At 27.3% G+C, this 25,967-nt stretch carries 28 protein-coding genes; 4 read left to right on the forward strand and 24 right to left on the reverse strand.

Annotation, left to right across the window (positions count from 1 at the left end; translation table 11 throughout):
• Positions 1 to 14: 14 nt before the first annotated feature.
• The 5 genes from I6E15_RS05720 to I6E15_RS05740 are packed head-to-tail and all read right to left on the reverse strand — an operon-like array spanning position 15 to position 2,937.
• Positions 15 to 728, reverse strand: coding sequence for a DUF4311 domain-containing protein (locus I6E15_RS05720; RefSeq protein ID WP_235246808.1), 714 nt, complete (start codon positions 726 to 728; stop codon positions 15 to 17).
• A 13-nt stretch (positions 729 to 741) separates the two neighbouring features.
• Complete coding sequence (locus I6E15_RS05725; RefSeq protein ID WP_235246810.1) at positions 742 to 1,026, reverse strand: DUF4312 family protein; 285 nt, start codon at positions 1,024 to 1,026, stop codon at positions 742 to 744.
• Positions 1,027 to 1,045: 19 nt separating this feature from the next.
• Positions 1,046 to 1,411, reverse strand: coding sequence for a glycine-rich SFCGS family protein (locus I6E15_RS05730; protein ID WP_235246812.1), 366 nt, complete (start codon positions 1,409 to 1,411; stop codon positions 1,046 to 1,048).
• A gap of 34 nt (positions 1,412 to 1,445) precedes the next feature.
• Positions 1,446 to 1,811 (reverse strand): hypothetical protein, encoded by a 366-nt coding sequence (locus I6E15_RS05735; protein WP_235246813.1) that lies wholly within the window; start codon positions 1,809 to 1,811, stop codon positions 1,446 to 1,448.
• Positions 1,812 to 1,824: 13 nt separating this feature from the next.
• Positions 1,825 to 2,937 (reverse strand): amidohydrolase/deacetylase family metallohydrolase, encoded by a 1,113-nt coding sequence (locus I6E15_RS05740; protein WP_235246817.1) that lies wholly within the window; start codon positions 2,935 to 2,937, stop codon positions 1,825 to 1,827.
• A gap of 297 nt (positions 2,938 to 3,234) precedes the next feature.
• Between I6E15_RS05740 and I6E15_RS05745 the strand changes: the two genes are divergently transcribed.
• Complete coding sequence (locus I6E15_RS05745) at positions 3,235 to 4,413, forward strand: replication initiation protein (protein ID WP_268827933.1); 1,179 nt, start codon at positions 3,235 to 3,237, stop codon at positions 4,411 to 4,413.
• A 56-nt stretch (positions 4,414 to 4,469) separates the two neighbouring features.
• Here the strand turns inward: I6E15_RS05745 and I6E15_RS05750 are convergent, their stop codons facing one another.
• From I6E15_RS05750 to I6E15_RS05765, 4 genes are read right to left on the reverse strand one after another with little or no spacing between them, the layout of a single operon-like run.
• Positions 4,470 to 5,690, reverse strand: coding sequence for an ABC transporter permease (locus I6E15_RS05750; protein ID WP_177162078.1), 1,221 nt, complete (start codon positions 5,688 to 5,690; stop codon positions 4,470 to 4,472).
• Positions 5,687 to 6,367, reverse strand: coding sequence for an ABC transporter ATP-binding protein (locus tag I6E15_RS05755; RefSeq protein WP_235246834.1), 681 nt, complete (start codon positions 6,365 to 6,367; stop codon positions 5,687 to 5,689). Before I6E15_RS05755 ends, I6E15_RS05750 begins: the two co-directional genes overlap by 4 nt.
• Complete coding sequence (locus I6E15_RS05760) at positions 6,339 to 7,463, reverse strand: efflux RND transporter periplasmic adaptor subunit (protein WP_235246836.1); 1,125 nt, start codon at positions 7,461 to 7,463, stop codon at positions 6,339 to 6,341. Before I6E15_RS05760 ends, I6E15_RS05755 begins: the two co-directional genes overlap by 29 nt.
• Positions 7,456 to 8,754 carry a TolC family protein gene (locus I6E15_RS05765; RefSeq protein ID WP_235246851.1) on the reverse strand — a complete coding sequence of 433 codons (1,299 nt, stop codon included), beginning with the start codon at positions 8,752 to 8,754 and terminating at the stop codon, positions 7,456 to 7,458. The genes I6E15_RS05760 and I6E15_RS05765 overlap by 8 nt, the downstream gene beginning before the upstream one ends.
• 424 nt (positions 8,755 to 9,178) lie before the next feature.
• Here I6E15_RS05765 and I6E15_RS05770 point away from each other — a divergent pair, with 424 nt between their 5' ends.
• Entirely contained in the window at positions 9,179 to 9,901 is a 723-nt protein-coding gene (locus I6E15_RS05770; RefSeq protein ID WP_235246860.1) for a basic amino acid ABC transporter substrate-binding protein, read from the forward strand.
• A gap of 23 nt (positions 9,902 to 9,924) precedes the next feature.
• Positions 9,925 to 11,124, forward strand: coding sequence for an argininosuccinate synthase (locus I6E15_RS05775; protein WP_235246862.1), 1,200 nt, complete (start codon positions 9,925 to 9,927; stop codon positions 11,122 to 11,124).
• Positions 11,125 to 11,178: 54 nt separating this feature from the next.
• On the opposite strand, the gene I6E15_RS05780 is transcribed toward I6E15_RS05775, so the two are convergent.
• From I6E15_RS05780 to nadA, 14 genes are all read right to left on the reverse strand, one after another.
• Complete coding sequence (locus tag I6E15_RS05780) at positions 11,179 to 11,619, reverse strand: Fur family transcriptional regulator (protein WP_177162072.1); 441 nt, start codon at positions 11,617 to 11,619, stop codon at positions 11,179 to 11,181.
• A gap of 77 nt (positions 11,620 to 11,696) precedes the next feature.
• Positions 11,697 to 12,146, reverse strand: a complete 450-nt coding sequence (locus tag I6E15_RS05785) for a GNAT family N-acetyltransferase (protein ID WP_235246872.1) — start codon at positions 12,144 to 12,146, stop codon at positions 11,697 to 11,699.
• 8 nt (positions 12,147 to 12,154) lie between these two features.
• The gene (gene truA, locus I6E15_RS05790) at positions 12,155 to 12,892 is read right to left on the reverse strand and encodes a tRNA pseudouridine(38-40) synthase TruA (protein ID WP_235246877.1); all 738 of its coding nucleotides are present in this window, start codon (positions 12,890 to 12,892) and stop codon (positions 12,155 to 12,157) included.
• Between the two features lie 70 nt (positions 12,893 to 12,962).
• The gene (locus I6E15_RS05795; RefSeq protein WP_235246878.1) at positions 12,963 to 13,508 is read right to left on the reverse strand and encodes a regulatory protein RecX; all 546 of its coding nucleotides are present in this window, start codon (positions 13,506 to 13,508) and stop codon (positions 12,963 to 12,965) included.
• Positions 13,480 to 14,559 carry a recombinase RecA gene (gene recA / locus I6E15_RS05800; RefSeq protein WP_177162068.1) on the reverse strand — a complete coding sequence of 360 codons (1,080 nt, stop codon included), beginning with the start codon at positions 14,557 to 14,559 and terminating at the stop codon, positions 13,480 to 13,482. Before recA ends, I6E15_RS05795 begins: the two co-directional genes overlap by 29 nt.
• Positions 14,560 to 14,570: 11 nt before the next feature.
• Positions 14,571 to 15,563, reverse strand: a complete 993-nt coding sequence (locus I6E15_RS05805; RefSeq protein WP_235246879.1) for a glycosyltransferase family 9 protein — start codon at positions 15,561 to 15,563, stop codon at positions 14,571 to 14,573.
• Positions 15,560 to 16,393 (reverse strand): lipopolysaccharide core heptose(II) kinase RfaY, encoded by an 834-nt coding sequence (locus I6E15_RS05810; RefSeq protein ID WP_235246880.1) that lies wholly within the window; start codon positions 16,391 to 16,393, stop codon positions 15,560 to 15,562. The genes I6E15_RS05805 and I6E15_RS05810 overlap by 4 nt, the downstream gene beginning before the upstream one ends.
• 4 nt (positions 16,394 to 16,397) lie before the next feature.
• Positions 16,398 to 17,399 (reverse strand): lipopolysaccharide heptosyltransferase II, encoded by a 1,002-nt coding sequence (gene waaF, locus I6E15_RS05815; protein WP_235246881.1) that lies wholly within the window; start codon positions 17,397 to 17,399, stop codon positions 16,398 to 16,400.
• Positions 17,400 to 17,413: 14 nt separating this feature from the next.
• Positions 17,414 to 18,454: a glycosyltransferase family 9 protein gene (locus tag I6E15_RS05820; protein WP_235246882.1), complete on the reverse strand. Its 1,041-nt coding sequence runs from the start codon at positions 18,452 to 18,454 to the stop codon at positions 17,414 to 17,416.
• Between the two features lie 11 nt (positions 18,455 to 18,465).
• Positions 18,466 to 19,227, reverse strand: a complete 762-nt coding sequence (locus I6E15_RS05825; RefSeq protein ID WP_235246884.1) for a glycosyltransferase family 2 protein — start codon at positions 19,225 to 19,227, stop codon at positions 18,466 to 18,468.
• A gap of 167 nt (positions 19,228 to 19,394) precedes the next feature.
• Positions 19,395 to 19,898, reverse strand: a complete 504-nt coding sequence (locus tag I6E15_RS05830; protein ID WP_177162062.1) for a transcription repressor NadR — start codon at positions 19,896 to 19,898, stop codon at positions 19,395 to 19,397.
• Positions 19,899 to 19,915: 17 nt separating this feature from the next.
• Positions 19,916 to 20,767 (reverse strand): carboxylating nicotinate-nucleotide diphosphorylase, encoded by an 852-nt coding sequence (gene nadC / locus I6E15_RS05835; protein ID WP_235246887.1) that lies wholly within the window; start codon positions 20,765 to 20,767, stop codon positions 19,916 to 19,918.
• Complete coding sequence (locus tag I6E15_RS05840; RefSeq protein WP_235246888.1) at positions 20,767 to 22,062, reverse strand: L-aspartate oxidase; 1,296 nt, start codon at positions 22,060 to 22,062, stop codon at positions 20,767 to 20,769. Before I6E15_RS05840 ends, nadC begins: the two co-directional genes overlap by 1 nt.
• A 15-nt stretch (positions 22,063 to 22,077) precedes the next feature.
• Positions 22,078 to 22,986, reverse strand: coding sequence for a quinolinate synthase NadA (gene nadA / locus I6E15_RS05845; RefSeq protein ID WP_235246889.1), 909 nt, complete (start codon positions 22,984 to 22,986; stop codon positions 22,078 to 22,080).
• A 170-nt stretch (positions 22,987 to 23,156) separates the two neighbouring features.
• Here nadA and I6E15_RS05850 point away from each other — a divergent pair, with 170 nt between their 5' ends.
• Positions 23,157 to 23,999 carry a M23 family metallopeptidase gene (locus tag I6E15_RS05850; RefSeq protein WP_235246890.1) on the forward strand — a complete coding sequence of 281 codons (843 nt, stop codon included), beginning with the start codon at positions 23,157 to 23,159 and terminating at the stop codon, positions 23,997 to 23,999.
• Positions 24,000 to 24,286: 287 nt separating this feature from the next.
• Here the strand turns inward: I6E15_RS05850 and I6E15_RS05855 are convergent, their stop codons facing one another.
• Entirely contained in the window at positions 24,287 to 25,570 is a 1,284-nt protein-coding gene (locus tag I6E15_RS05855; RefSeq protein ID WP_235246891.1) for a serine dehydratase subunit alpha family protein, read from the reverse strand.
• Positions 25,571 to 25,967: the final 397 nt, after the last annotated feature.

Raw genomic sequence — 25,967 nt, forward strand, 5'->3', positions numbered from 1 at the left:
CTCCTCCTTCTAAACTATAAACCTAGTTTCACAAAAAACCCTCTAAAGTAAGCAATAACAACAAATAACACAATAACTATACTAATCATAATTTTTACTGATTTGTTATAACCACTTTCATCCATTGTTTGACCTATAAGTATTCCTAAAACTATTCCAGGAACTGCATTTCCCATTATCATATGAGCTAATCCTCCTAAAACAGTTGCCCATACTCCAGTAATTTTTCCTGCATCTAAAGCTGCTAACCAGAACACTATCGGCATTACTGGATTTATCATTAAAGCTGCTGCTGGAGATAATATTTTAGAAGCTATTTCTGATAGTTGTGCTGGTATAAGAGAAGCCAAAGTATTTAAGAACGCTACAACTACTGCACCTATAATTCCTCCTGCCACTCCCATTTTAAATGGATCATATAAAGTTTCTTCAACTTTTTTATTTTTTGATAGTAAAGCTGCTGCTGCAAAGTTAGGTATTACTCTATGAAAAACATCTTGAGTAAGAGCACCTGCTGCTACTACAGCTGCTGCTGAGTTAAAAAGAAATCCTAGTCCAAATGAGAAATGTGCCATTGTATCTCCTTGACAAGCATTTAATTCTCCTAAAGTTCTAAAAGCTCCCATTGATTGTGAGTTGGGAGTATGAAACATTCTAGCTGCTCCAGCTGTTAATGCTGCTCCTCCTATAAATCCTATTATTAACGATTTTACTATTATATATAACATCTTTTCCTCCTTCTTAAAGTTTTATGTATTTTACTTCATATTCTATCTCTAGCTTTATAAAATATGTAGTTTTTTCTCTTGGCATAAAAAGTTCCAAGAATCTTTCAGTCTTTTTCTCCTCTCTTTGTTCTAGTAAATAAGTTTCTAAAGGTTCTAATTTGATTATGACTCCATCTACTTCAGTTTGTACTTTTTTTCTAAATACTGTAAAAACTCTTCCTAATGCTTCATCTTTTGTTTTTCCAGATTCTTCTATTATTAAAGTTTTTATTTCTTTTTGTAGATTTGATTCTCTCATTTTATGCCTCCTTATTTTATTATGCTATTCCATTTACCCTTTTGTATTCTTCAACTAATCTTCTTCCAAGTTCTTCAGTATCTAAAAATCCAAATCCTACAACTTGATATCCTTGTTTTATTGCAGTTACCCCTGCTTCTACAGATCTTAAATGAGAAGTTGCTTTATAACCATATTTAGTTTGTGCCATTATAGCTCCAGCTCCTCCGCTTCCACAAAAAGAAATTCCAAATGTTGCATTATTTTCTTTCATTACATCTCCAAGTTTCATATCTGCTGCCATACCAGGAATAACAATAGCTTTTCCTCCTGCTGCTTCTACACCTTTTGCTACATTTTGACCTTTACCTAATCTGTGTCCAATTACCACTAATATTTCTGCCATTTTTTCCTCCTAATTTTATTTTATATTTTTATTTTTAATTTTCATTTTGCATTTCTAAAGCAAGTTGTAACTGAATTCCTGCCAATATAATTTCCATTCTTTCTAAATCTCTTTTGTATTTTTCAGCTAATGGAAATATAATTTTTTCAGAAATAGTTATTGCTTCTTTTTCTACTTCATCCTCTGGACAATCATCTCCACAGTTTAATGGAATATTTTCTTTTAATCTTTTTGCTAAACTTACTATATGAGCATAAAATACAAGTTTAAAATCTGGTAAAAACTCTACCCCTTCTTCTTTTAAAATTTTTGTAGTATGCTTAACATCATCTAGATAACTATTAAATTCCTCATCTTCCATTTTTAATCTGTTTTGAACGTCCTTTAACAGTTGTTCCATTTTATCCCCCCTTTTAAATATTTATCAATTCATCTTTTATAAATATATACTTAGTTTTTATATATTTTTTAGACACCACTGTTTTTTTAACACTATCTGTAAGTTCTAAGTTTCCATCTTCTACTAGATCAAATATAGTTAAATCTCCAAAATATCCCTCTTTTAATTCTCCTAATTTTTTTATTCCAAAAGTTTTTGCTGGTATACTTGTAACTTTTTCTATACATCTTTCTAATGGAACTCCCAAATAAAATATTTTATTTATTGTATTTTCCAAACTTCCAACAGGAGATACCATATTTCTTCCATAAAGGTCTGTACTTATCATATCAGCTTCAAATCCTAATCCTAATCCCTCTTTTGCTTTATCAAATGAAAAACTTTCTGAACCATGTCCTACATCAAAGAGTACTCCTCTCTTTAAAGCTTCTTTTACCTCTGGAATTATTTCATTATTTCTCACTAAAGCTGTCACTTTATTGTGATAGCAATGAGTTACTATATCTCCTTTTCCTAATAAGTTTAAAACTTCCTCTACTTTTGGAGGAGCATTTCCTATATGAACTAATACAGGAAGACCATATTTTGAAGCTATTCTTTTTCCCTCTGCAATAGGTTTAATTCCATTTTCTTTTACCACTGAACCACTAGCTCTTGCTTTTAATCCAACTATTACATCTGAATATTTTTCTATTGCTTCTTTTATTTTTTCCTCTTCTATATTATTCATATCACTAAGTTCACTCAAAGTTTTTAATCCATCTGATGCGATATTTAGATTAACAAAAATTCTTGTTTTAGTTTTAGTTATAAAATTTTCATAAAAATCTTTTATTGTATTTGCTCCTGATGTTCCAGCATCTATAATAGAAGTTACTCCTTTTTTTACTCCTATATCATCAGGGTCTGAACTTATAGCGGTATTATGTGGAAAACAATGAACGTGGATATCTATAAATCCTGGAGAAATTATCTTTCCATCCATATCTAACACTTTACAACCTTCTTCATCTATCTTTTCAGAAATTTGTTTTATAATTCCGTCTTCTATTAGAATATCCATTTTTTTTCTATTAAACCCATTTTTAATATCTAATAGTTGACCATTTTTTATTAAAGTTTTCATAAAAATTATCACCTCTCACTTCGTATTGTTTTGATATAATTTGTAGTTTATAAAAACCTTTTTCTTGTTAATAGTTATACTACTTTTATTTTTAAATGTCAAATTTTAAATTTTCGTCGTTTTTTGATAAAATATTCTTTTTTATTTATACACTAATTTCTTTTTAATTCCTTTACTTTATTTATAAAATATGATATTATTTTTTTATAAACGAAAATTTATATTTTTATTTATCGTTTATCAATAATAAAAATTTAATAAATTAGCATAAAAAAGTTTTAATTTGAGGTGATTTTTTTGAAAAAAATTTATAATGAACCTATTTTTTTTAATGAAAAGGATATAAAAATCCAATTTAACAAATCTTTTTTTAAAAAAGAAAAAATTCTTTTTGATTTTTTAACTAAAGATAAAGAAAAAATCTTAAACAATAATGTTACTATTCCTATTTTAAAAATAAAAAGATTATTAAGTGTTGGAGAGTTGGAAAGTATTTTAAAAATATTTCAAAAATTATCAGAAAAATTGGTAAATTACAGTATTTATAGACTTGATATTTTGGAAAAAAGAGGAGCTTTTTCAATTATTTCATCTTATTGTATTGAAAAAAATTCTATTAGAGTCACTTTTACTGAAGAGTTTTGCTCTATCTTTCAAAAAAATTCATATTTTCAAAAAAATGATTTTAATATTTTATTATTCTTTCAAAATAACTATGCCATTATTTTATACAATTTTCTTAAATCTAATTTATCCATAAATAAATCCTTGGAAATATCCATTCATAAATTAAAAACTATTCTTGGATTAGAAAATTCTTATGATCGCTTTTTTGATTTTGAAAAGATGATATTAAAACCAGCTTTCAAAGAAATATCACAAATTACTAAAAAAAACATTGAATATAGTAAAATCAAAAATAAAGATGCTAAAAACTCAAAAATAATTGGACTTTCCCTTGAAATAAAAGATGTAAATGAACAGGAAAAATTCAATATAGTAAGTAATATTTTAGAAAAAATTGAAAAAATTATTTCTCTCGAAGAGGATAGAAAAGAGGTTTATGATAAAATTTTTAAAACATTAGATGAAAAGAGTTTGGAATATATAACTAAAAATGTAAATTATAGTCTTACACACTTTCCTAAAAATGGATTTAAAGTTTTTTTAGAAGAGTCTTTAGACTTTAATTATGCTGAAAATAGATTTAAAAATAAGATTACTAAGTTTTCAGAAAATTTCAAATGTATTGAAAATATTGAAAAAAAATATTTATCTCTTGCACAACTTCACTCTGATTTATTTAAGATATTGGCTAATTTAAAATTCAATTATCTTACTTTAAATCCCCAATTTTTAAAATCTTTACAAAATTTAAAAACAAGAAAAGAACTTGAATATTTTGATACTGACTTTATAATTTTTGCTGAGTACAATGATAAAGAGATAAGTTATATTGCTGTTTTTGAAAACTAAAATTAATAGAAAAAGAGGCTATTGTAAATTAAAAAATGCAATAACCTCTCTATTTTTTATTCACTTCTTAATGCTTCTATTGGATTTAATTCAGCAGCTTTTTTAGCTGGTATTACTCCAAAAATAATTCCTATTCCCATAGAAATCCCTAGAGAACTTACTATTGAAATAGTTGAAAAAATTGGTGGAATATTTACAAATTTTCCAATAACTTTTCCCATAATTATTCCTAAAATTATTCCAATTATTCCTCCAAGTCCTGTTAAAATAACTGACTCTATTAAAAATTGAAACATTATATCTTTATTGGTAGCTCCAATAGCTTTTCTTATTCCAATCTCTTTTGTTCTTTCAATAACACTTACAAGCATAATATTCATAACCCCAACCCCTCCAACAAAAAGAGAGATTCCTGCAACAAAAGTTACAAACATATTAAGTGTTGTAAGAATACTATCAAAAGAAGATGCTCCGTCTGATAAGGTTTTTACTTCATACAAATCACTTACCCCTGTAATATCTTCCAATATTTTTTTCATTTTTGCCATATCCTCGGAAATTTTTTCTGGATTTTTTGATTCAACTATTATACTACTATAGTTTGAGGCATCATCATATAATCTCTCATAAGTTGAAAGAGGAAATCTTGCAAATCTCGGTATTCTTTTTCCTCCCATAGCTTTTACATAATCTTCAAAATTATTTTCAAAAACTCCAACTATTCTATATGGGACTTCTGCCTCTTTTCTACTAAGTGCTAGATTTATAGTTTTTCCTATGGCATCTTGTGGTTTTCCATAAATATCTTTTGCTGTAATGTGGTCTATCAGAGCAATTCTCTCTCCATTTTTATATTCAAAAGATATAAATTCTCTTCCATAAAGCATATTAACTTTATCCATTTTTTCATAATCTGGAGTGGCTACTGTAAGCCAAACTATTTCAAATCTACCATTAAATTTTGAATAAACTCTCTGAGTTATCCTTGGACTTATATTTTTAAACTCCTTAGTGGCTTTTAATTTTTTTATCATCTCATCTTCAAAAAGATATTTCCAACGAAAGTTTTCATCTTTCATATCAGCATAAACAGTAAATTTTCCATAACCATTCTCTTTTAATTTTCCTGTAATATTTTGTTGTCCACCTTTACCAATAGCAGACATAGTTATTACAGATGAAATCCCTATTATTATTCCAAGCATTGTTAAAAAAGATCTTGCTCTATTTCCCTTTAAACTCTTTATTGCACTATTAAGACTTTCTAAAAAATTCATCGAGTTTCACCGTCACTTATAATTTTTCCATCTTTAAATGTCACTATTCTTTTGCAATATTTTGCTATCTCAGGCTCGTGACTTACAACTACTATTGTTTTTCCTTGCTCATTTAACTCTTGGAAAAGTTTCATTATTTCATCTTCAGATACACTGTCCAAATTTCCTGTTGGCTCGTCTGCTAAAATTATTGCTGGATTATTTATCAAAGCTCTTGCTATTGCAACTCTTTGTCTTTGTCCTCCTGAAAGTTCATTAGGTTTATGTTTTACTCTTTTTTCAAGTCCAACTTTTTTTAAAACTTCCAAAGCTCTTTTTTCTCTTTCATCTTTGTGAACTCCTGCATAAACAAGAGGAAGTTCAACATTTTCTTGAGTGGTAAGTTTTGGCAAAAGATTGAAAGACTGAAATACAAAGCCTATTTTACTATTTCTTATTTTACAAAGATTATCCTCTTTTACTTCTCCAACGCTTATTCCATCAAGAATATATTCTCCATCAAACTCTTTATCAAGACAACCTAAAATATTCATCATAGTAGATTTTCCACTTCCACTACTTCCCATTATAGCAACAAACTCACCTTTTTTTATTCCAAGATTTATATCTTTAAGAGCGTGAAGTTTATTTTCTCCGTTGATATAATATTTATTTATTCCCTTTATTTGTATTATCAATTTTCTCTCCTTTTTGTTGAGAAGTTGTCAAAGGTTTTGTTGAGATTTTATCATTTGGTTTTAACTTCATACTAGGAGTTGTTATTATTTCATCTCCTATTTTTAGTCCACTTTTTATAATTATACTATCTCCTTTTCTATTTTCTATCTCAACATCTCTTCTTATTATTGTATTATCTGGAGTGACTAAATAAACAAAATATTGATTATTTTCTTCCATTAAAGCATTTTTTGAAATTGTTATATCATCATTTTTTTCTAGATATATTTTTGCTGATACTTTAAATCCAGGAATTATATTTGGAATTTCCTCAAGTGGTGTAACCTCTACTTCAACAATATTTTCAGAAGTAGTTGATGAAGTTTTTGAAATTTTAGAGATTTTTGTAATAGTTCCTTTGAATGAACGTTTTTTCTCAAAAACTTCTGGTTTTATATCAAGAGTTTGACCTAAAAATATATCTTTTATGTCATACTCTGCTACCTCTAAAATTATTTTTATATTTGAAAGGTCAGCTATCTCCATAAGAGGCTCATCTGTATTTACTGAGTAATTTTCTTGAGCAAGTAGTGATGTTACAGTTCCACTTACAGGACTTACTATTTTTTCAGCTGTTTTTAATAAATCCTCTTGATATTCCTCTATATTTATCTCATATCTTGCAACTTCCTCTTCAAGTTCTTTTACATAGTTTTTAGAACTTCCACCAAGTTTTAAAAGTTCTTTTTCAACTTCTAAATTTCTTTTTGCTTTGGCTAAAGATAACTCTTCTCTTTTTAAGTTTCTTATAATATTATTTCTCTCTGTTTCATCAAAAGTCATAAGGATTTTTCCTTTTTCTACATAATCCCCCTCTTGAATAAAAACCTCATCAACTTTTAATTTTTTATCAACGAAAACTTTTTTAGTGTCGTTTGCCTCTATTTTTCCTTCAACATTTATGTATCCTCTTTTATTATTGGTTGAAATAATTCTTGTTGGATATATTATTTCATTTTTATTTTTTTGAGGATTTTTTGAAATAAAAAGAAGTCCAATCAATAAAATTGTTCCAACCACACTGCTTATAATTATTATCTTTTTATTTTTATTCATAATTTTTTTCTCCTCTAACTAGTATTTCATAAATATACCCATTAAATAAATTCTTAGCTTTTTCAGCTGCTACTTGATAATTTAAATAATCGTCAAAGACGTCCATAACATCAACATAAGTGACATCACCTAGTTTATATTTCAAATTTATTATTTCATATTTATTTTTTTCAAGTTCAGCTTTATTTTTATTAACTAAATAATTTTTGTATAAATTATTGCAATTTTCTTCAACTTCTAATTTTTTTGAAATATTTATTTCTTTTTCTTTTTGAATATTTATCTCTTGTTGATCTAGAGTAATTTTTTCATTTTCTAGATTAATATCATAATAAAAGATATCCTTTGAAAGTTTTAAAAATACTCTATTTTCATCTGAATATCCATTATTTCTTTCTTGATGTTCTACCCCTACTAAAACTTCTGGAATTTTGTTAGAATATTTTAGATATTTTATATTTTCTTTTGTTATTTCTTTTTCTAAACCAAGTCTTGAAATTTTTCTCTCACCAATATTTGAAATAAAATCTGAAATATCAACTTTTGGTATTTCAATATCCATTAGCTCATCTTTTGAAATATCTATGCCAAACTCATATAAGAAACGATTCTTTATTTTTTTTATATTTTCCTTCAAATATTTCAATTCTATTTCAAGATTATTTCTACTAGTTTGTAATGTATCTAAATCTATTTTTGGAGTTGCCCCAAGCTCATAGGATTTTTTTAGAATTTTTTCTTCTGATTTTAATCTTGTCAGATTATTGGTTTTTAATTTTATTTCAAATTCATTATTTTTATATTCTTCATAAAGATTTATTAGGGATATTTTTTTAGTTTCAAGATCGTCATAATAAGAATATTCAGTATTTTTCTTTGAGTACTCCAATTTTTTTATTTCACTGTCGCTCTTAGAATAAAACATATCCTTTAGACTTTTATTAACACCTATAATCACGTCAGTATCACTATTTTTTTGGCTATTTATTTTATCCTTTGATAAATCCAAATAAAAATCTCCATAACTTACTCTTCCGTTAGATTTTATTTTATCCTCTTCATAATCGTAATCTGTTGCGATTTCCCCTCTCACTCCATTGTAATTATCAAGATTGTAATATTTCTCTTTAGAAAGATTTTTCTTTTGTTCTAAGTCAAAAATCTCTCTTTCATAAGATTTTTCCTCTAATGTTTTTAGCATATCATCTAGTTTTATATTTTTTCCGTATGAAATCAAAGAACTCATTAAGAAAAATAAAATTTTTAAAAATAGAAACTTATTTTTTCCCATAAATCCTCCTTTTTTAGTTTTTACATAGCTTAATTATACTATATTTCCTTTGACTTTAAAATTATTTTTTTAGTTTTAAAAAATATTTTTATAAAAAATTATTGACAAGGAAATTTTTTTGTGATATTATTGCCCTAACAAAAAACAAGAAGGAGGAAAAACAATGTTAGTAACATTAAAACTAAGGAACAAAAAATATTCTAACCAAATCGAATACTTGAAATTTTTTAATGTTAAAGATAGCATTGTAATTTCTTTGAGGAATAGGTCTATAATATTTTAGAATATTTTTTGATTGACTTTTATAATTTTATAATCAACTAGAAATTTTTTTATTACAGTGAGATCAACATTAAAGTGTGTTGGTCTTTTTTTATTGCTTAAAATTTTTTAATTATAAATTTTTATTTTTTAGGAGGTTTTTATGAAAAAATTAGTTTTACTTTTTATGACTTTTTTATCACTTATATCTTTTGGAAAAGTTGAAAAACTTTACGTTGGAACAAACGCAGAATTTTATCCATTTGAATATTTAGAAGATGGAAAAATAGTTGGTTTTGATGCTGAATTAATCGAGGCTATTGGAAAAAAATTAAACAAAGAGATAGTTTGGAAAAACATGGCTTTTGATGGACTTCTTCCAGCTCTTCAATCTAAAAAAATTGATGTTATCATAGCTGGAATGACTGCCACTCCAGAAAGAAAAAAATTCGTTAATTTTTCTGACCCATATTTTGTATCAAATCAAATGATTATTATTAATACTAATGATGAAAAATCAAAAGATATAACTTCTTATGAAAATTTGCCAAATCATAGTGTTGGTGTTGTACTTGGATATACTGGAGATGTAGCTATTAGTAAATTAGAAAATGTAGATGTTCAAAGATTTAATGGAGCATCAGAAGCAATTATGTCTTTAAAAGCTAAAAAAGTTCAAGCTGTTGTTATTGATTCTGAACCAGCAAAAAATTATGTAAAAAATAATAAAGGTTTAAAACTTATCTCTACTGATATTGCAAAAGAGGAATACTCAATCGCTGTTAGTAAAGAAAATAAAAAATTAGCTGAAGATATAAATCTTGCTTACAAAGAACTTGTAAATGACGGAACTTTTGAAAAACTTATAACTAAATATTTTAAATAATAAAATTGATTGGAGGAAATAAAATGAAAGAAAAAGTTGTTTTAGCATATTCTGGAGGATTAGATACATCTGTAATTATACCTTGGTTAAAAGAAAATTATGATTTTGAAGTTATTGCTGTTTCTGTAAATGTTGGACAAAAAGATGATTTTGAGGCTGTGGCTAAAAAAGCAAAAGAAAGTGGTGCAAGTAAATTTTTCGCCATTGATAAAACAAAAGAGTTAGTTGATGATTATATATTTCCAATGATAAAAGCTGGAGCAAAATATGAAAACGAATATCTACTTGGAACTTCTATTGCAAGACCTATAATTGCCAAAGCTCTTGTTGATGTGGCAAAATCTGAGGGAGCAAATTATATTGTCCACGGAGCTACTGGAAAAGGAAATGACCAAGTTAGATTTGAACTTGGAATTAAAGCTCTTGCTCCAAATATAAAAATAATCGCTCCTTGGCGTATTTGGAATATAAAATCAAGAAAGCAAGAAATTGAATACCTAAAAGAAAAAGGCATTGAGCTTCCTTTTAAAGAGAATTCATCTTACAGTAGAGATGAAAATCTTTTCCACATAAGTCACGAAGGATTAGATTTGGAAAATCCAAGTAACACACCTGATTATAAAAATCTTCTTCAATGGGTTACTCCTCTTGAAGAAACTCCAGACCAAGGGGAGATTATTCAAATAGATTTTGAACAAGGAATACCTACAAAATTAAATGCAGAAAAATTAAACGGTGTTGAACTTATAAAAAAATTAAATGAAATAGGTGGAAAACACGGAGTTGGAGTTATAGACTTAGTAGAAAATAGACTTGTTGGAATGAAATCTCGTGGAGTATATGAAACTCCTGGTGGAACAATTCTTTATTTTGCTCATCAAGAACTTGAAAGACTTTGTCTTGATAGAGAAACTTTCCAAGCAAAAGCAAATCTTTCAAACTATATGGCAAAATTAATCTACAACGGACAATGGTTTACAACTTATAGAGAAGCTATCTCAGCTTTTGTTAATGTTTCACAAAAATATGTAACTGGAAGTGTAAAGTTAAAACTTTATAAAGGAAATATGATTCTCCAAGGATTAGACTCAGAATACTCACTTTACTCAGAAGATTTTTCAACTTTTGATGAAGATGAAGTTTATAACCAAAAAGATGCTGAAGGATTTATTAATTTATTTGGACTTCCTATAAAAATTCAAGCACTTTTAAGAAATAAATAATTCTACTCCCATATAAAAAGGAAGCTATTATTATCTAGTAGCTTCCTTTATCTTTTAGTTATTTTCTGATGCTTTTTTTAAGCAATGCTCACAAACACCTTTAAAATAAATATGTTTTTCTTTTATTTGGAATTTATCTAATTGACTTAGATCTAAAGAATCTGTATCTAAGAAAATATCATAAATTTGTCCACACTCTGTGCACTTAAAATGTCCGTGTAAAGTCATATTCGCTTCATAACGAGTTTCATTTTCCTCTATAACTATCACACTGATAATTCCCTTTTCCACAAAAGTATTTAAAGTATTATAAATTGTAGTTTTTGATAGAGTTGGGATTTCATCACATAGAGCTTTATATATAGTATCAACAGTAGGATGTATTCTATTTTCTAAAAGAAATTTATATATTTGCATTCTTTGGTAAGATGGTTTTATTCCATTCTCTTTTAGAAAAGCACCGATATCTTTCACTTCATTTAAAACAGCTTCCATAATTGTACTCCTTTCATTATGTAATAATTGTTAATATATTATAATTTAAAATTGAGTAAAAGTAAAGTGTTTTTTGATTATTTTAAAAATTTTTTCATTATATATCTGTCAATTCCTATATCATATTCATCTTTTTCTAAACTCTCTATAAAATATCCTATTCTTTTATAAAGATTTATTGCTTTTATATTTTTAGGATCAACAGTTAAAGAAACAATCTTTTTTCCATAATTTTTAAAATATTCTTCACAATGAAGTAAAAGTTTAGTTCCTATCCCTTTTTCTCTATATTCTTTCATCACAGAAAATCCATATAAAAATATCTCTGGTCTGTCAAAAGCTACCATAAACTCTGCTGCACCTACAATTTTTCCCTCTTCAAAGGCAGCAAAAACTTTTCCAAATTTTACTATTGGTTTCAAAATCCAAAGGTCAACTCCTCCAAATTTTCCAAAAGTATATTTCTCCATTTCAACTATCTCATTCATATATTCTTTATCTTTTATAGAGATTTCTTTTATTTCCATTTTTTCTCCTAATATTCTACCTTCGAAAGATAAAGACCTGACGGTTCAGCAATCTCAATCTTATACTCTTTAAAAGGATTTTCTAGTAATTCTCTTATATAGTTTTCGGGTTTTCTTCCAAAATATATATCTAATGCTGTCCCTACAATAATTCTAATCTGAGTTTTTAAAAAAGCATTTCCCTCTATATATATTCCCATTGTATCTTCATCTTTTAAATATGTTTCTATATTATAAATAGTCCTTATACTTGTTTTATTATTTTCATCTTTCAATCTAAAATTATTAAAATCATGTTCTCCAATAAGAGGTTTTAAAATTTCTAAAAACTTTTCACAATCAATTTTTTTATTTACATAAGTTTTATATCTTCTTGAAAAAACATCTTTTTTCCAAGTGATAATATATTCATAAGCTCTGGTCTTAGCCTGAAATCTTGAATTAAAATCTAAACCAACCTCTTCAATATTATAAATATCTATATCATTTGGTAAAAGTTTATTTAAAGCTCTTTGAAAATTTTTTAATGGAATAGTTATATTATCATTTATAAAAAAATTAGATACTTGAACTGAAGCATGAACTCCTCTATCTGTTCTACCAGCAGTTACCATATTGATATCTTCTTTTAAAATAATTTTTAAAACTCTTTCTATCTCACCTTGGACTGTCCTTTTATCTGGCTGTCTTTGAAAACCATAAAAGTCACTTCCGTCATAAGCATAAGTTATTTTTATATTTCTCATTCTTTTCCCCTTAAAAAATTTATCAAGCTATATCATATCATATATGATTTTTTTTATCAATAAAATATATTTACAACTCTTTCTTTGCTTCTCTTATTGCACTATATTGAAATCCTTTTCTCATAAGAGATTCTATCTTTTTTCTCTCCTCTTTATCTCCCATTTTTATCCAAAGTTTTTTTATTTCTTCAATCTCATCATCTTGATTATCTTCTAAAAGTTCCCTTATTATATTTTTCTCTACACCTTTCATTAAAAGATTGTACTCTAATTTTCTACTTCCCCAACTTTTATGGCAATTTATAAAAGATACAGCAAAATCTCTATCATTTAGATAGTTATGTCCTTTTAATTTTTCAACTATTTTCAAAACTATATCTTTTTCTTTATATTTCATTACAAGTTTTGTTGTTATTTCTCTTACAGAATAGTCTCTTTTTTCAAGCAACCAATATGAAAAAGAGAGAACAGCTCTCTCTACAAGCTCAAGATATATATCTTTTGCAAGGTCTATTCCCTCTTTCAATTTGTATTCATCTATTGTTTTTTTCTGAAGAGAAATTTCCACACCATTTTCAAATAAAATTTTATTCTTCTGGAGCTTCAAAATCTTCATCTATTCCGTCCTCTCCCTCTTCTTCTGAAGATGTTTTTGCTAAAGGAACTTGTTTTTCTTTTAATTCATTGTAGATTTTTTCTAGTAAATCTTTTTCTTCTTCAAGTCTAGCTTTTACATTTTCTTTACCTTGACCAAGTCTCATATCTCCATAGCTAAACCAAGCTCCAGATTTAGAAACTATATCTGCATCAATAGCAGCGTCTAAAATCTCTCCTACTTTTGAAATTCCTTTTCCATACATTATTTGGAAAGTTGCTTCTTTGAATGGAGGAGCTATTTTATTTTTAGTAACTTTTACTAAAACTTCATTTCCTATAATATTATCTCCTTGTTTTACAGAACCTACTCTTTTTATTTCAAGTCTTACAGAAGCATAGAATTTTAAAGCTTTTCCTCCTGTTGTTGTTGTTTGAGGTCCAAATCCAAATCCACCAATTTTATCTCTTATTTGGTTAATAAATATTATTGTAGTTTTTGATTTATTTAGAGTTCCTGTTAATTTTCTAAGAGCTTTTGACATAAGTCTTGCTTGAAGTCCCATCTGTTGATCTGACATCTCTCCGTCAATCTCAGCTTTTGGAACTAATGCTGCAACTGAGTCAACAACTATTACATCTATTGCTGATGAATGAACTAATGAATCAACTATTTCTAATGCTTGTTCTCCATAATCTGGTTGAGAAATTAAAAGTTCATCTATATCAACACCAAGTGCTTTTGCATAAGTTGGATCAAGAGCGTGTTCAGCATCTATGAAAGCTGCTATTCCTCCAGCTTTTTGTGCTTCAGCTATTATATGAAGAGCTATTGTAGTTTTACCAGAACTTTCAGCTCCATAAACTTCTATTATTCTTCCTCTTGGTACTCCTCCAAGACCTAAAGCTGCGTCAAGATTTATACTTCCTGTTGGGATAACTTCTATATTCATAGATGAGTTTTCTCCCAATTTCATTATAGCTCCCTCTCCGAAATCTTTAGTAATTTGTTTTATTGCATTTTCTAATGCTTTATTTTTATCTACAACCTCTGATGATTTTTTTACAGCCACAACAAACCTCCTTAATTTTTTTCTAAATCTTTTACAATTTTTTCAAAAATATAATTTTCATCAATATTATTCATACAATTAAAATGTCCTTTAGGGCATTTTTTTCCTCCATGTAAACTACAAGGAGAACATTTTTCATTGGCATAGATAAGTTCTGCCAAATTGTTATACTCAAACATATTAGGATCTGTTGGTCCAAATATTACATAGGATTTACAACCAACACCTCTTCCTATATGAAATGGTCCTGAGTCATTAGTAACTAAAAGTTTCGATACAGAAAGCAAAGCCCCACTCTCTTTAAGTGAAATTTTTCCTGCAAGATTGATACAAGAATTTTCACTTACTTTATTGATAAGCTCACATCTTTCAATATCCTCTTTTCCACCTAATAAAACAGTTTTTATTTTATATTTGTCATAAAGTTTTTTTGCTAATTTTCCAAATTTTTCAGGTAACCATTTTTTTGTTTCCTTTGAAGCTCCCGGAGCCATAGCAAACATTCCTGAATATTTTTTTACATTTTCCAAATCATCTTTAGAAAAATTAAAATCCAAATCTTCCCATTTGTATTTTATCCCCAAAACTTTAAAAGCTTTGAAATAATTTTTTATTATTGTATCATCTACATGATATTTTATAAGTTTTAATTTTACAAGCAGTGACTTCCAAAGTTTTCTCTTAGGATATACAAAGATTTTTGATTTTATTTCACTTGAAATAAGTTTTGATCTAAATTTTCTATGAAGATCAAACACATAATCATATTTATTTTCATTTAATTTTTTTCCAAATTTTTTAATATTTCTAAATCCATCATCTTTTTTCTTATCAAAAAGAATAAGATTATCTATATATGGACTTCCCTCTATTGAATCCTTAAAATTTTTTAAAACTACAAAATCTATAACAATATCTGGAAATTTTTCCTTAAGTTGTTTTAATATAGGAGTAGTAAGTATTATATCACCAATAGAGCTTAATCTTATTATCAAAACTCTCATTGGTTTTCCTCCTGATTTTCATTATTGATCTCACTTGAATATTTTTCAAAATCTTTATTTCTTTTAAATTTTAATTTTATTTTTTGGAATATACTTTCTTTTGGTTCTAAATTTTCTGACTTTTTAAATTTTTCCCCTCTTAAAAGAGATTTTACAAAAGCTCTAACTTTTCCCCAAAATATCAAGTAATAATCTACAAGTCTTGCTACTATATGATATATTCCATGTCTTTTATAATATTTTTTTATACTTTGCCCACAACTAGTTTCAAGGTATATAAATTCATAAGCTTGGGCAAATTTTCCAAAAATACTTTTTTTAAATCTAGCATCAATTATATAGCAAAATCCATTGGAAATTATAAAGTTTGAAAGTTGACTATCTCCATGGATAAATCCTTTAGAATGGATTTTTTCAAGGGTATCGCAGATAATTTCTATATTATCGATATTTCCCTCTCTACCGTCTATATATTCCATCACTAAATAGGAATCCACAACCATTCCAAACTTTTTAGTTTCACAAGCAAAATAAGGTTTTGCTGTATCTATTCCATTTTTTAATATTTTTTCTAAACATAGAAACTCTCTTTGAGATTCTCCTCCTCTAAATATAGAAAGAAATCTCTGCCATTTTCTTGTATTTTTCTCTGTAGGAATCTTATAAACATAAGTTTTTCCATTAAGCTCAATCAGTTTTACTGTACTTCTATGGTCAGACTTAAGAGTTTTCAAAACTTTTATTCTTTTTTCCTCAATAGGATTAAAAAATTTTGTAGAAGAGAGTTCATCAAAATATATATTTTTCTTTTTCATTATACCTTTATACATACTCTCACTCTCCTAAATATTCTTTTATCTCATTAAATACCTCTTCAGGTAAAATATCTCTCATACATTTAAAATGTTTTTCTGGACAAGACTTTCCTCCGTGAATACCACAAGGTCTACATTTTAGTCCATCTACTTGGAATACTTTGCTATTTAGACTCCAAGGAAAAAATCCGAATTTTTCAATTGTAGGTCCAAAAAGTGCAAATATTCTTGGCTTTTTAAAAGCTGAGGCTATATGAATAGGTGAAGAATCATTTGTCACCACAACATCTGCTCTTGATAAAATATCTGCTAACTCCAAAAGTGAAGTCTTTCCTCTCATATCAATTGTATTTTCTTTTTCTATTGGAAGATTTATCTCATCTTTTCCACCTACAACAATCAATCTTGCATTAGAAAGTTTTTTTAAACTTTCAGCTAATTTATTAAAATATTCAACTGGCCATTGTTTTGTAAACCATTTACTTCCCGGAGCAAGAACAACCACCTTTTTATCTTCCAAAAGATTTTCTTTCCAAAGGTTGTCCCCCTTCATTTTCTCTTTTTCTCCAGGATAAAGTTCTATCTCATATCTTTTTTTATTTTCTGGAGCTACAAAACTCAAAAGTTTTTCAACCTCGTGTTTTGTTCTATCATATTTTATCTTCTCTGTAAAAAGACAACTTCCAGATGCTATGTCATAACCTTTTCTTATTGGAGAACGAGAAAGCCACGAAAGTATTGAACTTCTTAAGTATCTATGAGGAGTTATTACCATATTAAAATTTTCATAACGAAGTCTTTTTCCAAGTTGCCACACTCCGCTTATTCCCTTATGCTCTCCTCTTTTATCATAGACAATAATATTATTAAGATGTGGATTATTTTTAAGAATTGCCTCTCCACTTGGAGTAGTTACATAAGTAATATCAGAATCTGGATAAGTATCTTTTATTTTTTTTATCAGAGGTGTAGATAAAACTATATCTCCAATAAAAGCTGTATGTATTATTAATATTCTCAAAATTTTCACCCTCTTTATCTTAAACTTTCATCTAAAGCGTCTACTATCTCTTTTTCTATACTCTCATCATAAGAAGAAAAATATTTATCCTCTTTAGAATAATTTTCAACTACTTTTCTCTCTGGTCTATCTGGAATTATATATTTTACATTTTTATTATTTATTACTCCCCATCTGATTGGGTGTTGAGTTTTTTTATTTGGGTAGATTGCCACTATATTTTTTCCTAAAGCTCCAGCTAAATGAGTTGGACCAGTTGACCCACCAAGATAAACTGTTGCTTTGTCTATTATTCCTGCAAGATTTAAAACTGAACCTTCATTTGCAAAAACATAGATTTTTTCTCTATCGATTCCCTTTAGGATTTTCTCAGCTCTCTCTTTTTCACTAATATGACAAGCAATAATTATTGAAATATCCCCTCTTCTGTCATAAATTTTTTGCAATAAATTTTGATACTGCTCATCTGTTATAGTTTTTGCTGAACCTCCCATAAAAGGATTTACAACTAAAACCTTTCCAGATATTTTATTTTTATCTATATACATATTTGCAACATCTATATTTTCTTGCTCCAAATATATTTTACTATTTATTTCAAAAACTTCATCATATCTTTTTGGATCTATTTTTCTTATTAAATCCAAATTATACTCTGCCTCATTTTTTATAGAATGAGATCTTTTTTGCCAAACTCCTCTATTGAAAGAAAAAATAGAATATATTTTTGATATTGGACCTACTCTATAACTTGCTCCACTTTTTCTTGCAAGTTTTGAAATAATTTTATCATTATAAAGTGCAATAAAAATATCTGTGTTAAAGCTTTTTATTTCATTTTCTAATTCTTCTTCTGAGTAATCATCTATCTTTATTATTCTATCTATATAAGGAAGATTTTTAACTATCTCATAGTTATAATTTCTAACTAATATCATAATCTCTGCATTAGGAAACATTTTTCTTGCCATAAAAAAACTAGGGATTGATAATAACAAATCTCCTATTTTATCTGTTCTTGAAATTATTATTTTTTTTATTTCATTAACTTCCATCTGTTTCCCCTCTATTTTTTGTAAGAATTATTCTTATACATCTCTCTAAGTTTGAAATATTTTACCATTGAGTACATTGCACTTGTAGATGCAATCATAAGCCCCTCTATTCCATCTAAAAATCCAAGTCTTATTATATACATTCTTATAAATTTAAAAATTGGATTAAAAATTATTTGAAAATTTGACGGTCTCTTTCCTCTTCTATAATATTCCTTTGCGCCCTCTGTTGTGTATCTATTAAACTTTGTAAAATATTCCTCTAATGTTATATAGCTATGATGATAGATTTCTTCTTTTAATCTATAAACTTTTTTATCTGTTAAAAATTCCTCATGAACTTCGTTTGTATTAAATCTTCCAACATCTTTTTTAAAAAGTCTTATATGATATTGGTTGCTCCAACCACCATGTTTCAATTTTTTTCCAAAGCATACTGATGAAAAATTTATTTCAAAAACTTCTTTTTCACTTTCATTTTCTTTTATCTCTTTTAATTTCTTAGCAAGTTTTGGAGAAATTTCTTCGTCTGCGTCAATATTTAAAACCCAATCTCCTGTAGCATTTTCTATAGCAACATTTCTTTGTTTTCCATAACCTAGCCATTTTTGATTGATAAATCTAGCTCCGTATTTTTTGGCTATCTCTTCTGTTTTATCAGTTGATCCACTGTCAACTATAACTATTTCATCAGCTACCCCTTCTAAAGATTTTAAAGTTTTTTCTAAGATTCTCTCTTCATTAAGAGTAATCATTGCCACAGATAATTTCATAACTCCCCCATTTCTTATAAGAAAAAATATTTACATTATTTTTGATTATCTATAATAATTATACCAAATAAATAGGTTTTTATAAAGTAATATTTCAATATATTCAAAATTTTTCAAAAAAACAAACCTAGAATTTAACAAAGTTTTAAATCCTAGGTTTTAGTTTTTTATTTTAAATATCCTTTTTCTTTTAACTCTTTTTCTATCAGTTCCAAAGTTTCTTCACTATCAGCTTCTATTGTATGAAAATGTTTGCCAAAAGTAAGATTTTTTAGTGGATTTGCCTCTCCATTTCTAATTTTTTCAAGAAACTCTGCCACTTTTCTTCTGGAATTAATATTTAAGTTAGCTTTTAAACTTCCATAAACTTGATGTTCTACAAAAACATCTACAATAGTTCCACCTAAATCTACAATAGTTGTTAATTCATCTTCTATCTGCTCATCTGTGTGAGAAACTTCAAAAACTTTTTTCATTCCTTGTGAATTTTCTAAAAGATATCCTCTATTTGTAGAATAAATTTTATAATTTTCAGCCCTTAATATAGCTATATCCTGAACAATAACTTGACGACTAACCCCATATTTTTTTGCAAGCTCTGTTCCTGAAATAGGTTTTTCTAAAATTTTAATTGTATTTAATATATCCTCTCGTCTGTCTTTTCCTGTCATCTTGTCCCCTCTTGTAATTATAAGACACGAAGATTTTTTAAAGAAATATCTAAAATTGGTGCTGAATGTGTCAACGCTCCACTTGATATATAATCTACTCCTGTATCTATAACTTTTTCTATATTTTCTTTAGTAATATTTCCTGAACACTCAGTTTTTGCTCTTCCGTCAACTATTTTTACAGCTTCTTTCATCATTTCTGGAGTCATATTATCAAGCATTATTATATCTGCTCCAGCTTCTAAAGCTTCTCTTAACATATCAAGATTTTCAACCTCAACTTCTATTTTTCTAACGAAAGGAGCATAATCTTTTGCCATTTTTATAGCTTCTTTAACTCCTCCAGCTGCGTCAATATGATTGTCTTTTAATAAAATTCCATCTGAAAGATTATAACGGTGATTATATCCTCCACCCATTTTAACAGCATATTTTTCAAATATACGCATATTTGGAGTTGTTTTTCTTGTGTCTAATAGTCTTACTTTACTATCTCCTAATAATTTTACTACATTTCTAGTATAAGTTGCAATACCACTCATTCTTTGAAGATAATTAAGAGCTACTCTCTCTCCTGATAAAAGAACTCTTATATCTCCAGTTACATCAGCAAGATGATCTCCTTTTTTTACTTCATCTCCATCTTTAAAATATCTTTTTACTTGAGTTTTTTCATCTAATAATTCAAAAGTTCTTTGAAATACATCTAGCCCAGCTATAACTCCATCTTGTTTACAGATAAGTTTTACTGTTCCAAGTTTTGCTTCTCTCATAACAGAGTTTGTAGTTATATCTTCACTTGATATATCCTCTCTTAATGCCATTAAAATAAGATTATCCATATTTAATCTTGTAGTTATATCATTCATTACTCTTCTGCCCCCTTTTGAATTTTATCATCTTCAATCTCTTTAAAGATTATCTCTTTATATTCAGCAAAAATTTTATCTAAATCACTGTATTTTTCTAAATCTATATTTTGTTCTTCTACATCATTTTCTTCATTTTTAGAAATAATATGAAGTGCTGCTATTTTTCCAAAAACAAGACTTTCAAGAAGTGAGTTACTTGCTAAACGATTTGCTCCGTGAACTCCATTACAACTTGTTTCCCCTACTGCATAAAGATTTTCCATAGAAGTTTGACTGTTAGAATCTACTTCTACTCCACCCATAAAATAATGTTGAGCTGGAACTACTGGGATACATTCTTTTGTTGGCTCATACCCTTCCTCTCTACATCTTTTTATAATATTTGGAAATCTTTTTTCAATATCTATTCCGTGTTTTTTTATCTCTCTCATATCAAGCCAAACGAAATCTGTTCCATCTTTTTCCATTTGAGCTAATATTTTTTGAGTTAATTTATCTCTTGGAATTAATTCTTCAGTAAATCTTTCAAAGTTTTTATCATAAAGTAAAGCTCCTTCTCCTCTTACTGACTCAGAAACCAAAAATCTTCTTCCAGGTCTTTTTGAATAAAGAGAAGTTGGATGAATTTGAACATAACTTATATCTTTTAATTTTACACTATGTTTTTTACAAATTGCTAAAGAATCTCCTGTTAAATGAGGGAAGTTTGTAGAATTTTTATAAACTCCACCTATTCCGCCAGTAGCTAAAACTATATTTTTGGCATAAACTGGGAAAATTCCATCTTGATTTTTTAAAACTACACCACAACAACTATTTTCTTTAGTGATTATATCTATCATTGTTGTATTTTCTAAAATTTCTATATTTTTCCTTAATTTTACTTGATCCAAAAGTTTTTCAGTTATCTCTTGACCTGTGATGTCTTTGTGATAAAGAATACGAGGTTTTGCATGAGCCCCTTCACGAGTATAAAGAAGTTCCCCATTTTCTCTTTCAAAATCTACACCAAAATCTATAAGTTCATTTATAATCTCTCTTGAATTATTTATCATTGTTTCAACAGATTCTTTTTTATTTTTGTAATGTCCAGCTTTCATAGTATCTTCAAAAAAGCTATTAAAATCATTTTCATCTCTTAAAACACAGATTCCCCCTTGAGCTAAAAATGAATCACTTTCTTCAAGGATTGATTTTGTAACCATTAAAATATTTTTATCTTCTGGCAAGTGAAGAGCTGTAAAACAACCTCCTACACCTGTTCCAACTATTATTATATCATATTTTTTCATTCTTTTCGCTTCCTTTTATTTTGCCATTTCTAGCATATTTTCTAGAGGTTTATTAGCCTCTGTTATTATTTCATCTTTTAAATGTACTTGTGGTTCTAAAGTTTCTAATGAGTTTATAATCTTATCAAGAGTTATTTTTTTCATTCCAACACATTGAAATTTTTCTTTTGGTAGATAGAATTTTTTATTTGGATTTTTCTCTTGAAGTTCATATAAAACTCCGTCTTCTGTACAAATTATAAATTCTTCTGCATCACTTTCTGTTACATATTTTATTATTCCAGAAGTACTTCCAACATAATCTCCAAGTTCTACTGTTTCAATTGGACACTCTGGGTGGATTGCTACCTTTGCATTTGGATATTTTTCTTTTGCTTTTAAAAGTTCCTCTTTTGTAAGTTCATTATGAATAGGACACCAACCTTCATTAAATATAAAATTCTTTTCAGGTAGTTTTGTTGATATATACCTTGCTAAATGTTGATCTGGTATAAAAAATATATTTTTATTTGGTAAACGTTCAGCTATTTTTAATGCATTAGCCGAAGTGACACAAACATCAGAGTGAGCTTTTAACTCAGCTGTTGAGTTTACATAACAAACTACTGCTAAATCCTCATATTTTTCTCTCATCTCTTTTATTTTTTCAACTGTTGCCATATGAGCCATTGGACAGTCAGCACTCATATCTGGAAGTAAAACTATTTTATCTTTATTAAGAAGTTTTACACTTTCTCCCATAAAAGAAACTCCACACATAACAATGACTTTTTCTTTTACTTCACGAGCTTTTTCACTTAAAAAATATGAATCTCCCACATAATCTGCTATTTTTTGTACTTCAGGTTCTGTATAATAATGTGCTAGTATAATTGCATCTTTTTCTTCTTTTAACTTTTTGATTTTTTCAAATTTATTCTCCATTATTCCTCCCTTATGACAGTTATTTTTACAACTGTCTTGTCAGAAGATAGTATACCACACTTTACATTTTATTTACAAGAGTTTAATTTTTAAAAAAATTTTCCTATTATTTCAATTTATGCTATAATAATAAAAATATTATTATATTATAAATTTTTAGGAGTTAATTGATGAAAAAAATTATATTATTTTTTATACTTATTACTGTTTTTACATTTTCAAAAGATAATATTAAAATATCAAATGATTATGTAAAACAAGGAGAATTTTTTATAGTAGAATTTCCAAAAGATAAAGATTATACTATAAGTTTTCCTAATTCTCATACCAAAATAAAAAGTTTTATAGAGGGAGATAGTAAAAAAGCTTTTGTTCCTGTTCATTATTCTACACCTGTTGGAGCTTATACTTTAAAAGTTCTTGATGGAAAAAGATTGATGACAAAAAAATTAATAAAAGTTAAAGATGGGAATTTTAAAAAGAGTTACATCACTGTAAACAAAACAATGCAAAAGAAAAGATCATCTTCTAACATGAAAGCAATGACTAATAAAAGTGGAGATGCAAAATCAAATCCAAGTTCTGACAAATTATGGGAAGAAAATTTTATTCTTCCTGTTACTGACAGCAAATATCAAAAAATAAGTAGTCCTTTTGGAGCCATGAGATTTGTTAATAATAAAGTGGCTGGATATCACTCTAGAATAGATTTTCCAGTACCTATTGGAACTCCATTAGTTGCTACTAATAATGGACGTGTTGTTCTTGCTGAAAAACTTACTACAACAGGAAATACAATAATGATAGACCACGGAATGAATATTTTCTCTGCCTATGCTCATATGAGTGAACTTTCTGTAAAAAGTGGTGATATTGTAAAAAAAGGACAAACTCTTGGTAAAAGTGGAAACACAGGATTTACTACTGGACCACACCTACATTTTACAATAAGTATTGGTACTACTTTTATAAATCCTAACATATTTTTAAATAATAAAATTTTAGAAAATTAATATTTTAATTTAATTGGTCACTCATTGGGTGACCTTTTTTATGCTTTAAAATAAAAAAAGCTGTTGTATTTTAGCAAAATATAAAATTCTAATATTTTCACTTTTAGAAATTTTTATCTTTTAAAAATATTTAATTAAAAACCATATTTTTTAATGGGGTAATTTCTATGATTTTAATAAAATAATATTTAAAAAATTCAATCTCTATAAATAAAATTATTTTTATTTTATAATTTTACTATTTCAACAGCCTTTTTATTTTATTTATGACTTTTTATCAATAAAGATTATTTATTGTTTACCATTATATCTAATATAACTTTGTCTGTTACTAACATTCCATCTTTTCCAAGAACACCAGTATTTTTTATAGTAGCTTCTACATCTCTACCGATAATTCCTTCTCCAAATAAAAGATTTCTATTTTTCTTAGATGCGTAATAAGAATCAAATGCACAAGAAATTCCACTAGCTATTTTTGTTGCACAAGAACTTTTTGCACCATCACAGATAAGACCAGACATTGTTCCAAGTGTTGTTTCTATAGCTTTTGAACATTGATCAAGAGTTAAACCATCTAAGAAAGAGATTGCTCCTGCTACTCCAGCACTTGCACACATAGCTCCACAATATGCAGAAAGTCTTCCTATATTTGTTTTGATATGGATTGTTGTCATATGAGAGAAGAATAATCCTCTGATTAATTGTTCATAAGGAATATTTTTCATTTCACAGAATTTTATAACAGGTAAAGATGCTGTCATTCCTTGGTTTCCACTTCCACTTGTTGTCATAACTGCTAGAGAACAACCATTCATTCTTGCGTCACTACCAGCACTAGCAAAAGCTGCCATATTATTTCTTAAGTCGTTTCCATAAACTCCTTCTTCAATTCCTTCTTTTATAGTTTTACCAATTCCTATTCCATAAAGGTTAGTTAATCCTTCTTTAGCTATTGCAGTATTGCACTCTATAACTTTTTTAAATATTGGTTCGATTAAATTAATATCTATTGTTTTTGCTGTATTGTAGATTAAATCCATTGTTAAAAAGCTTCTGTCTGTCATTGGAGTATCTACGAAACTTCTATCATCACAAGATTGTCCTAAGATTTTTTCTCCATTTTTAATTATTTCAGTTATATTTGTATGATAGTTTTGAATTTCTATGCTTGCTTGGTCTTCTCCTAAAGTTCCAACAAGTTTTATGTATAATTTAACATCTCCATGATATAATAAAACATTCATTCTATTTTCATCTAAATATTTTTTTACTTCTGGAAGTTTAGTTTTATCTACTCCAGATATTACCATTAATTCTTTTTTAGAATCTCCTAGTATTGTTCCCATTGCGATAGCTGCTTCTATTCCTACCATTCCTTCTGAGTTAGGTATTTTTACACTTTTAACATTTTTTATCATATTTCCTGATAAATAAATATCAATTTTTTCTGGAATTCCTCCTAAAATATCTCTTAATTTGCTTCCTGCATAAGCTAGTGCAATTGGTTCAGTACATCCTTCTGCTGGTATTATCTCTTCTCTTAAAATACTCATAATTTTATCTAACATAAAACTACCCCCTATATATTATAATTATTCAATAGTATATTAAGCAATTTATATGCCAAATTTAAAAAAATATTTTTCTATTTATTTCTAGTAAAAATAACACTTTCTTATTTTCTATTTGAATTTTATTTTTTTCATTTTGAAAATTTTTTCTATTTTGAAAATAAATTATTTTCTATTTTTCATAATGAAAAAAATGTATACTATTTTAAAATAAAAATCTTTTTTTAAACAATAAAATCTGATTTAATGAAATTATTTTATTTTTAAATAAAAACATCATAAAAAAATTAAATTTATAATAATATTTTTTAGAACAAAAAAAGAAGAGGATTGCTCCTCTCCTTCTATCTTAATAGTTTTTACTATTTGATTATTTCTGATACAACTCCAGATG

Source organism: Fusobacterium perfoetens (assembly GCF_021531475.1).
Lineage (GTDB): Bacteria > Fusobacteriota > Fusobacteriia > Fusobacteriales > Fusobacteriaceae > Fusobacterium_B.

Coding starts and splice junctions, on each gene's coding strand:
- I6E15_RS05785 (WP_235246872.1), bottom strand. CDS start 12,146: ATGGAAATAAAAGAAATCTCTATAAAAGATAAAGAATATATGAATGAG.
- I6E15_RS05770 (WP_235246860.1), top strand. CDS start 9,179: ATGAAAAAATTAGTTTTACTTTTTATGACTTTTTTATCACTTATATCT.
- I6E15_RS05725 (WP_235246810.1), bottom strand. CDS start 1,026: ATGAGAGAATCAAATCTACAAAAAGAAATAAAAACTTTAATAATAGAA.
- I6E15_RS05740 (WP_235246817.1), bottom strand. CDS start 2,937: ATGAAAACTTTAATAAAAAATGGTCAACTATTAGATATTAAAAATGGG.
- I6E15_RS05810 (WP_235246880.1), bottom strand. CDS start 16,393: ATGTATAAAGGTATAATGAAAAAGAAAAATATATATTTTGATGAACTC.
- I6E15_RS05850 (WP_235246890.1), top strand. CDS start 23,157: ATGAAAAAAATTATATTATTTTTTATACTTATTACTGTTTTTACATTT.
- I6E15_RS05780 (WP_177162072.1), bottom strand. CDS start 11,619: ATGGAAGCTGTTTTAAATGAAGTGAAAGATATCGGTGCTTTTCTAAAA.
- I6E15_RS05855 (WP_235246891.1), bottom strand. CDS start 25,570: ATGTTAGATAAAATTATGAGTATTTTAAGAGAAGAGATAATACCAGCA.
- I6E15_RS05795 (WP_235246878.1), bottom strand. CDS start 13,508: ATGAAGATTTTGAAGCTCCAGAAGAATAAAATTTTATTTGAAAATGGT.
- I6E15_RS05730 (WP_235246812.1), bottom strand. CDS start 1,411: ATGGCAGAAATATTAGTGGTAATTGGACACAGATTAGGTAAAGGTCAA.
- I6E15_RS05775 (WP_235246862.1), top strand. CDS start 9,925: ATGAAAGAAAAAGTTGTTTTAGCATATTCTGGAGGATTAGATACATCT.
- I6E15_RS05820 (WP_235246882.1), bottom strand. CDS start 18,454: ATGGAAGTTAATGAAATAAAAAAAATAATAATTTCAAGAACAGATAAA.
- nadA (WP_235246889.1), bottom strand. CDS start 22,986: ATGGAGAATAAATTTGAAAAAATCAAAAAGTTAAAAGAAGAAAAAGAT.
- I6E15_RS05830 (WP_177162062.1), bottom strand. CDS start 19,898: ATGACAGGAAAAGACAGACGAGAGGATATATTAAATACAATTAAAATT.
- I6E15_RS05760 (WP_235246836.1), bottom strand. CDS start 7,463: ATGAATAAAAATAAAAAGATAATAATTATAAGCAGTGTGGTTGGAACA.
- nadC (WP_235246887.1), bottom strand. CDS start 20,767: ATGAATGATATAACTACAAGATTAAATATGGATAATCTTATTTTAATG.
- I6E15_RS05750 (WP_177162078.1), bottom strand. CDS start 5,690: ATGAATTTTTTAGAAAGTCTTAATAGTGCAATAAAGAGTTTAAAGGGA.
- I6E15_RS05805 (WP_235246879.1), bottom strand. CDS start 15,563: ATGAGAGTTTTGATAATAAGATTAAGCTCTATTGGTGATATAATACTT.
- I6E15_RS05825 (WP_235246884.1), bottom strand. CDS start 19,227: ATGAAATTATCTGTGGCAATGATTACTCTTAATGAAGAGAGAATCTTA.
- truA (WP_235246877.1), bottom strand. CDS start 12,892: ATGAGAAATATAAAAATAACTTATGCTTATGACGGAAGTGACTTTTAT.
- I6E15_RS05840 (WP_235246888.1), bottom strand. CDS start 22,062: ATGAAAAAATATGATATAATAATAGTTGGAACAGGTGTAGGAGGTTGT.
- I6E15_RS05735 (WP_235246813.1), bottom strand. CDS start 1,811: ATGGAACAACTGTTAAAGGACGTTCAAAACAGATTAAAAATGGAAGAT.
- I6E15_RS05720 (WP_235246808.1), bottom strand. CDS start 728: ATGTTATATATAATAGTAAAATCGTTAATAATAGGATTTATAGGAGGA.
- I6E15_RS05765 (WP_235246851.1), bottom strand. CDS start 8,754: ATGGGAAAAAATAAGTTTCTATTTTTAAAAATTTTATTTTTCTTAATG.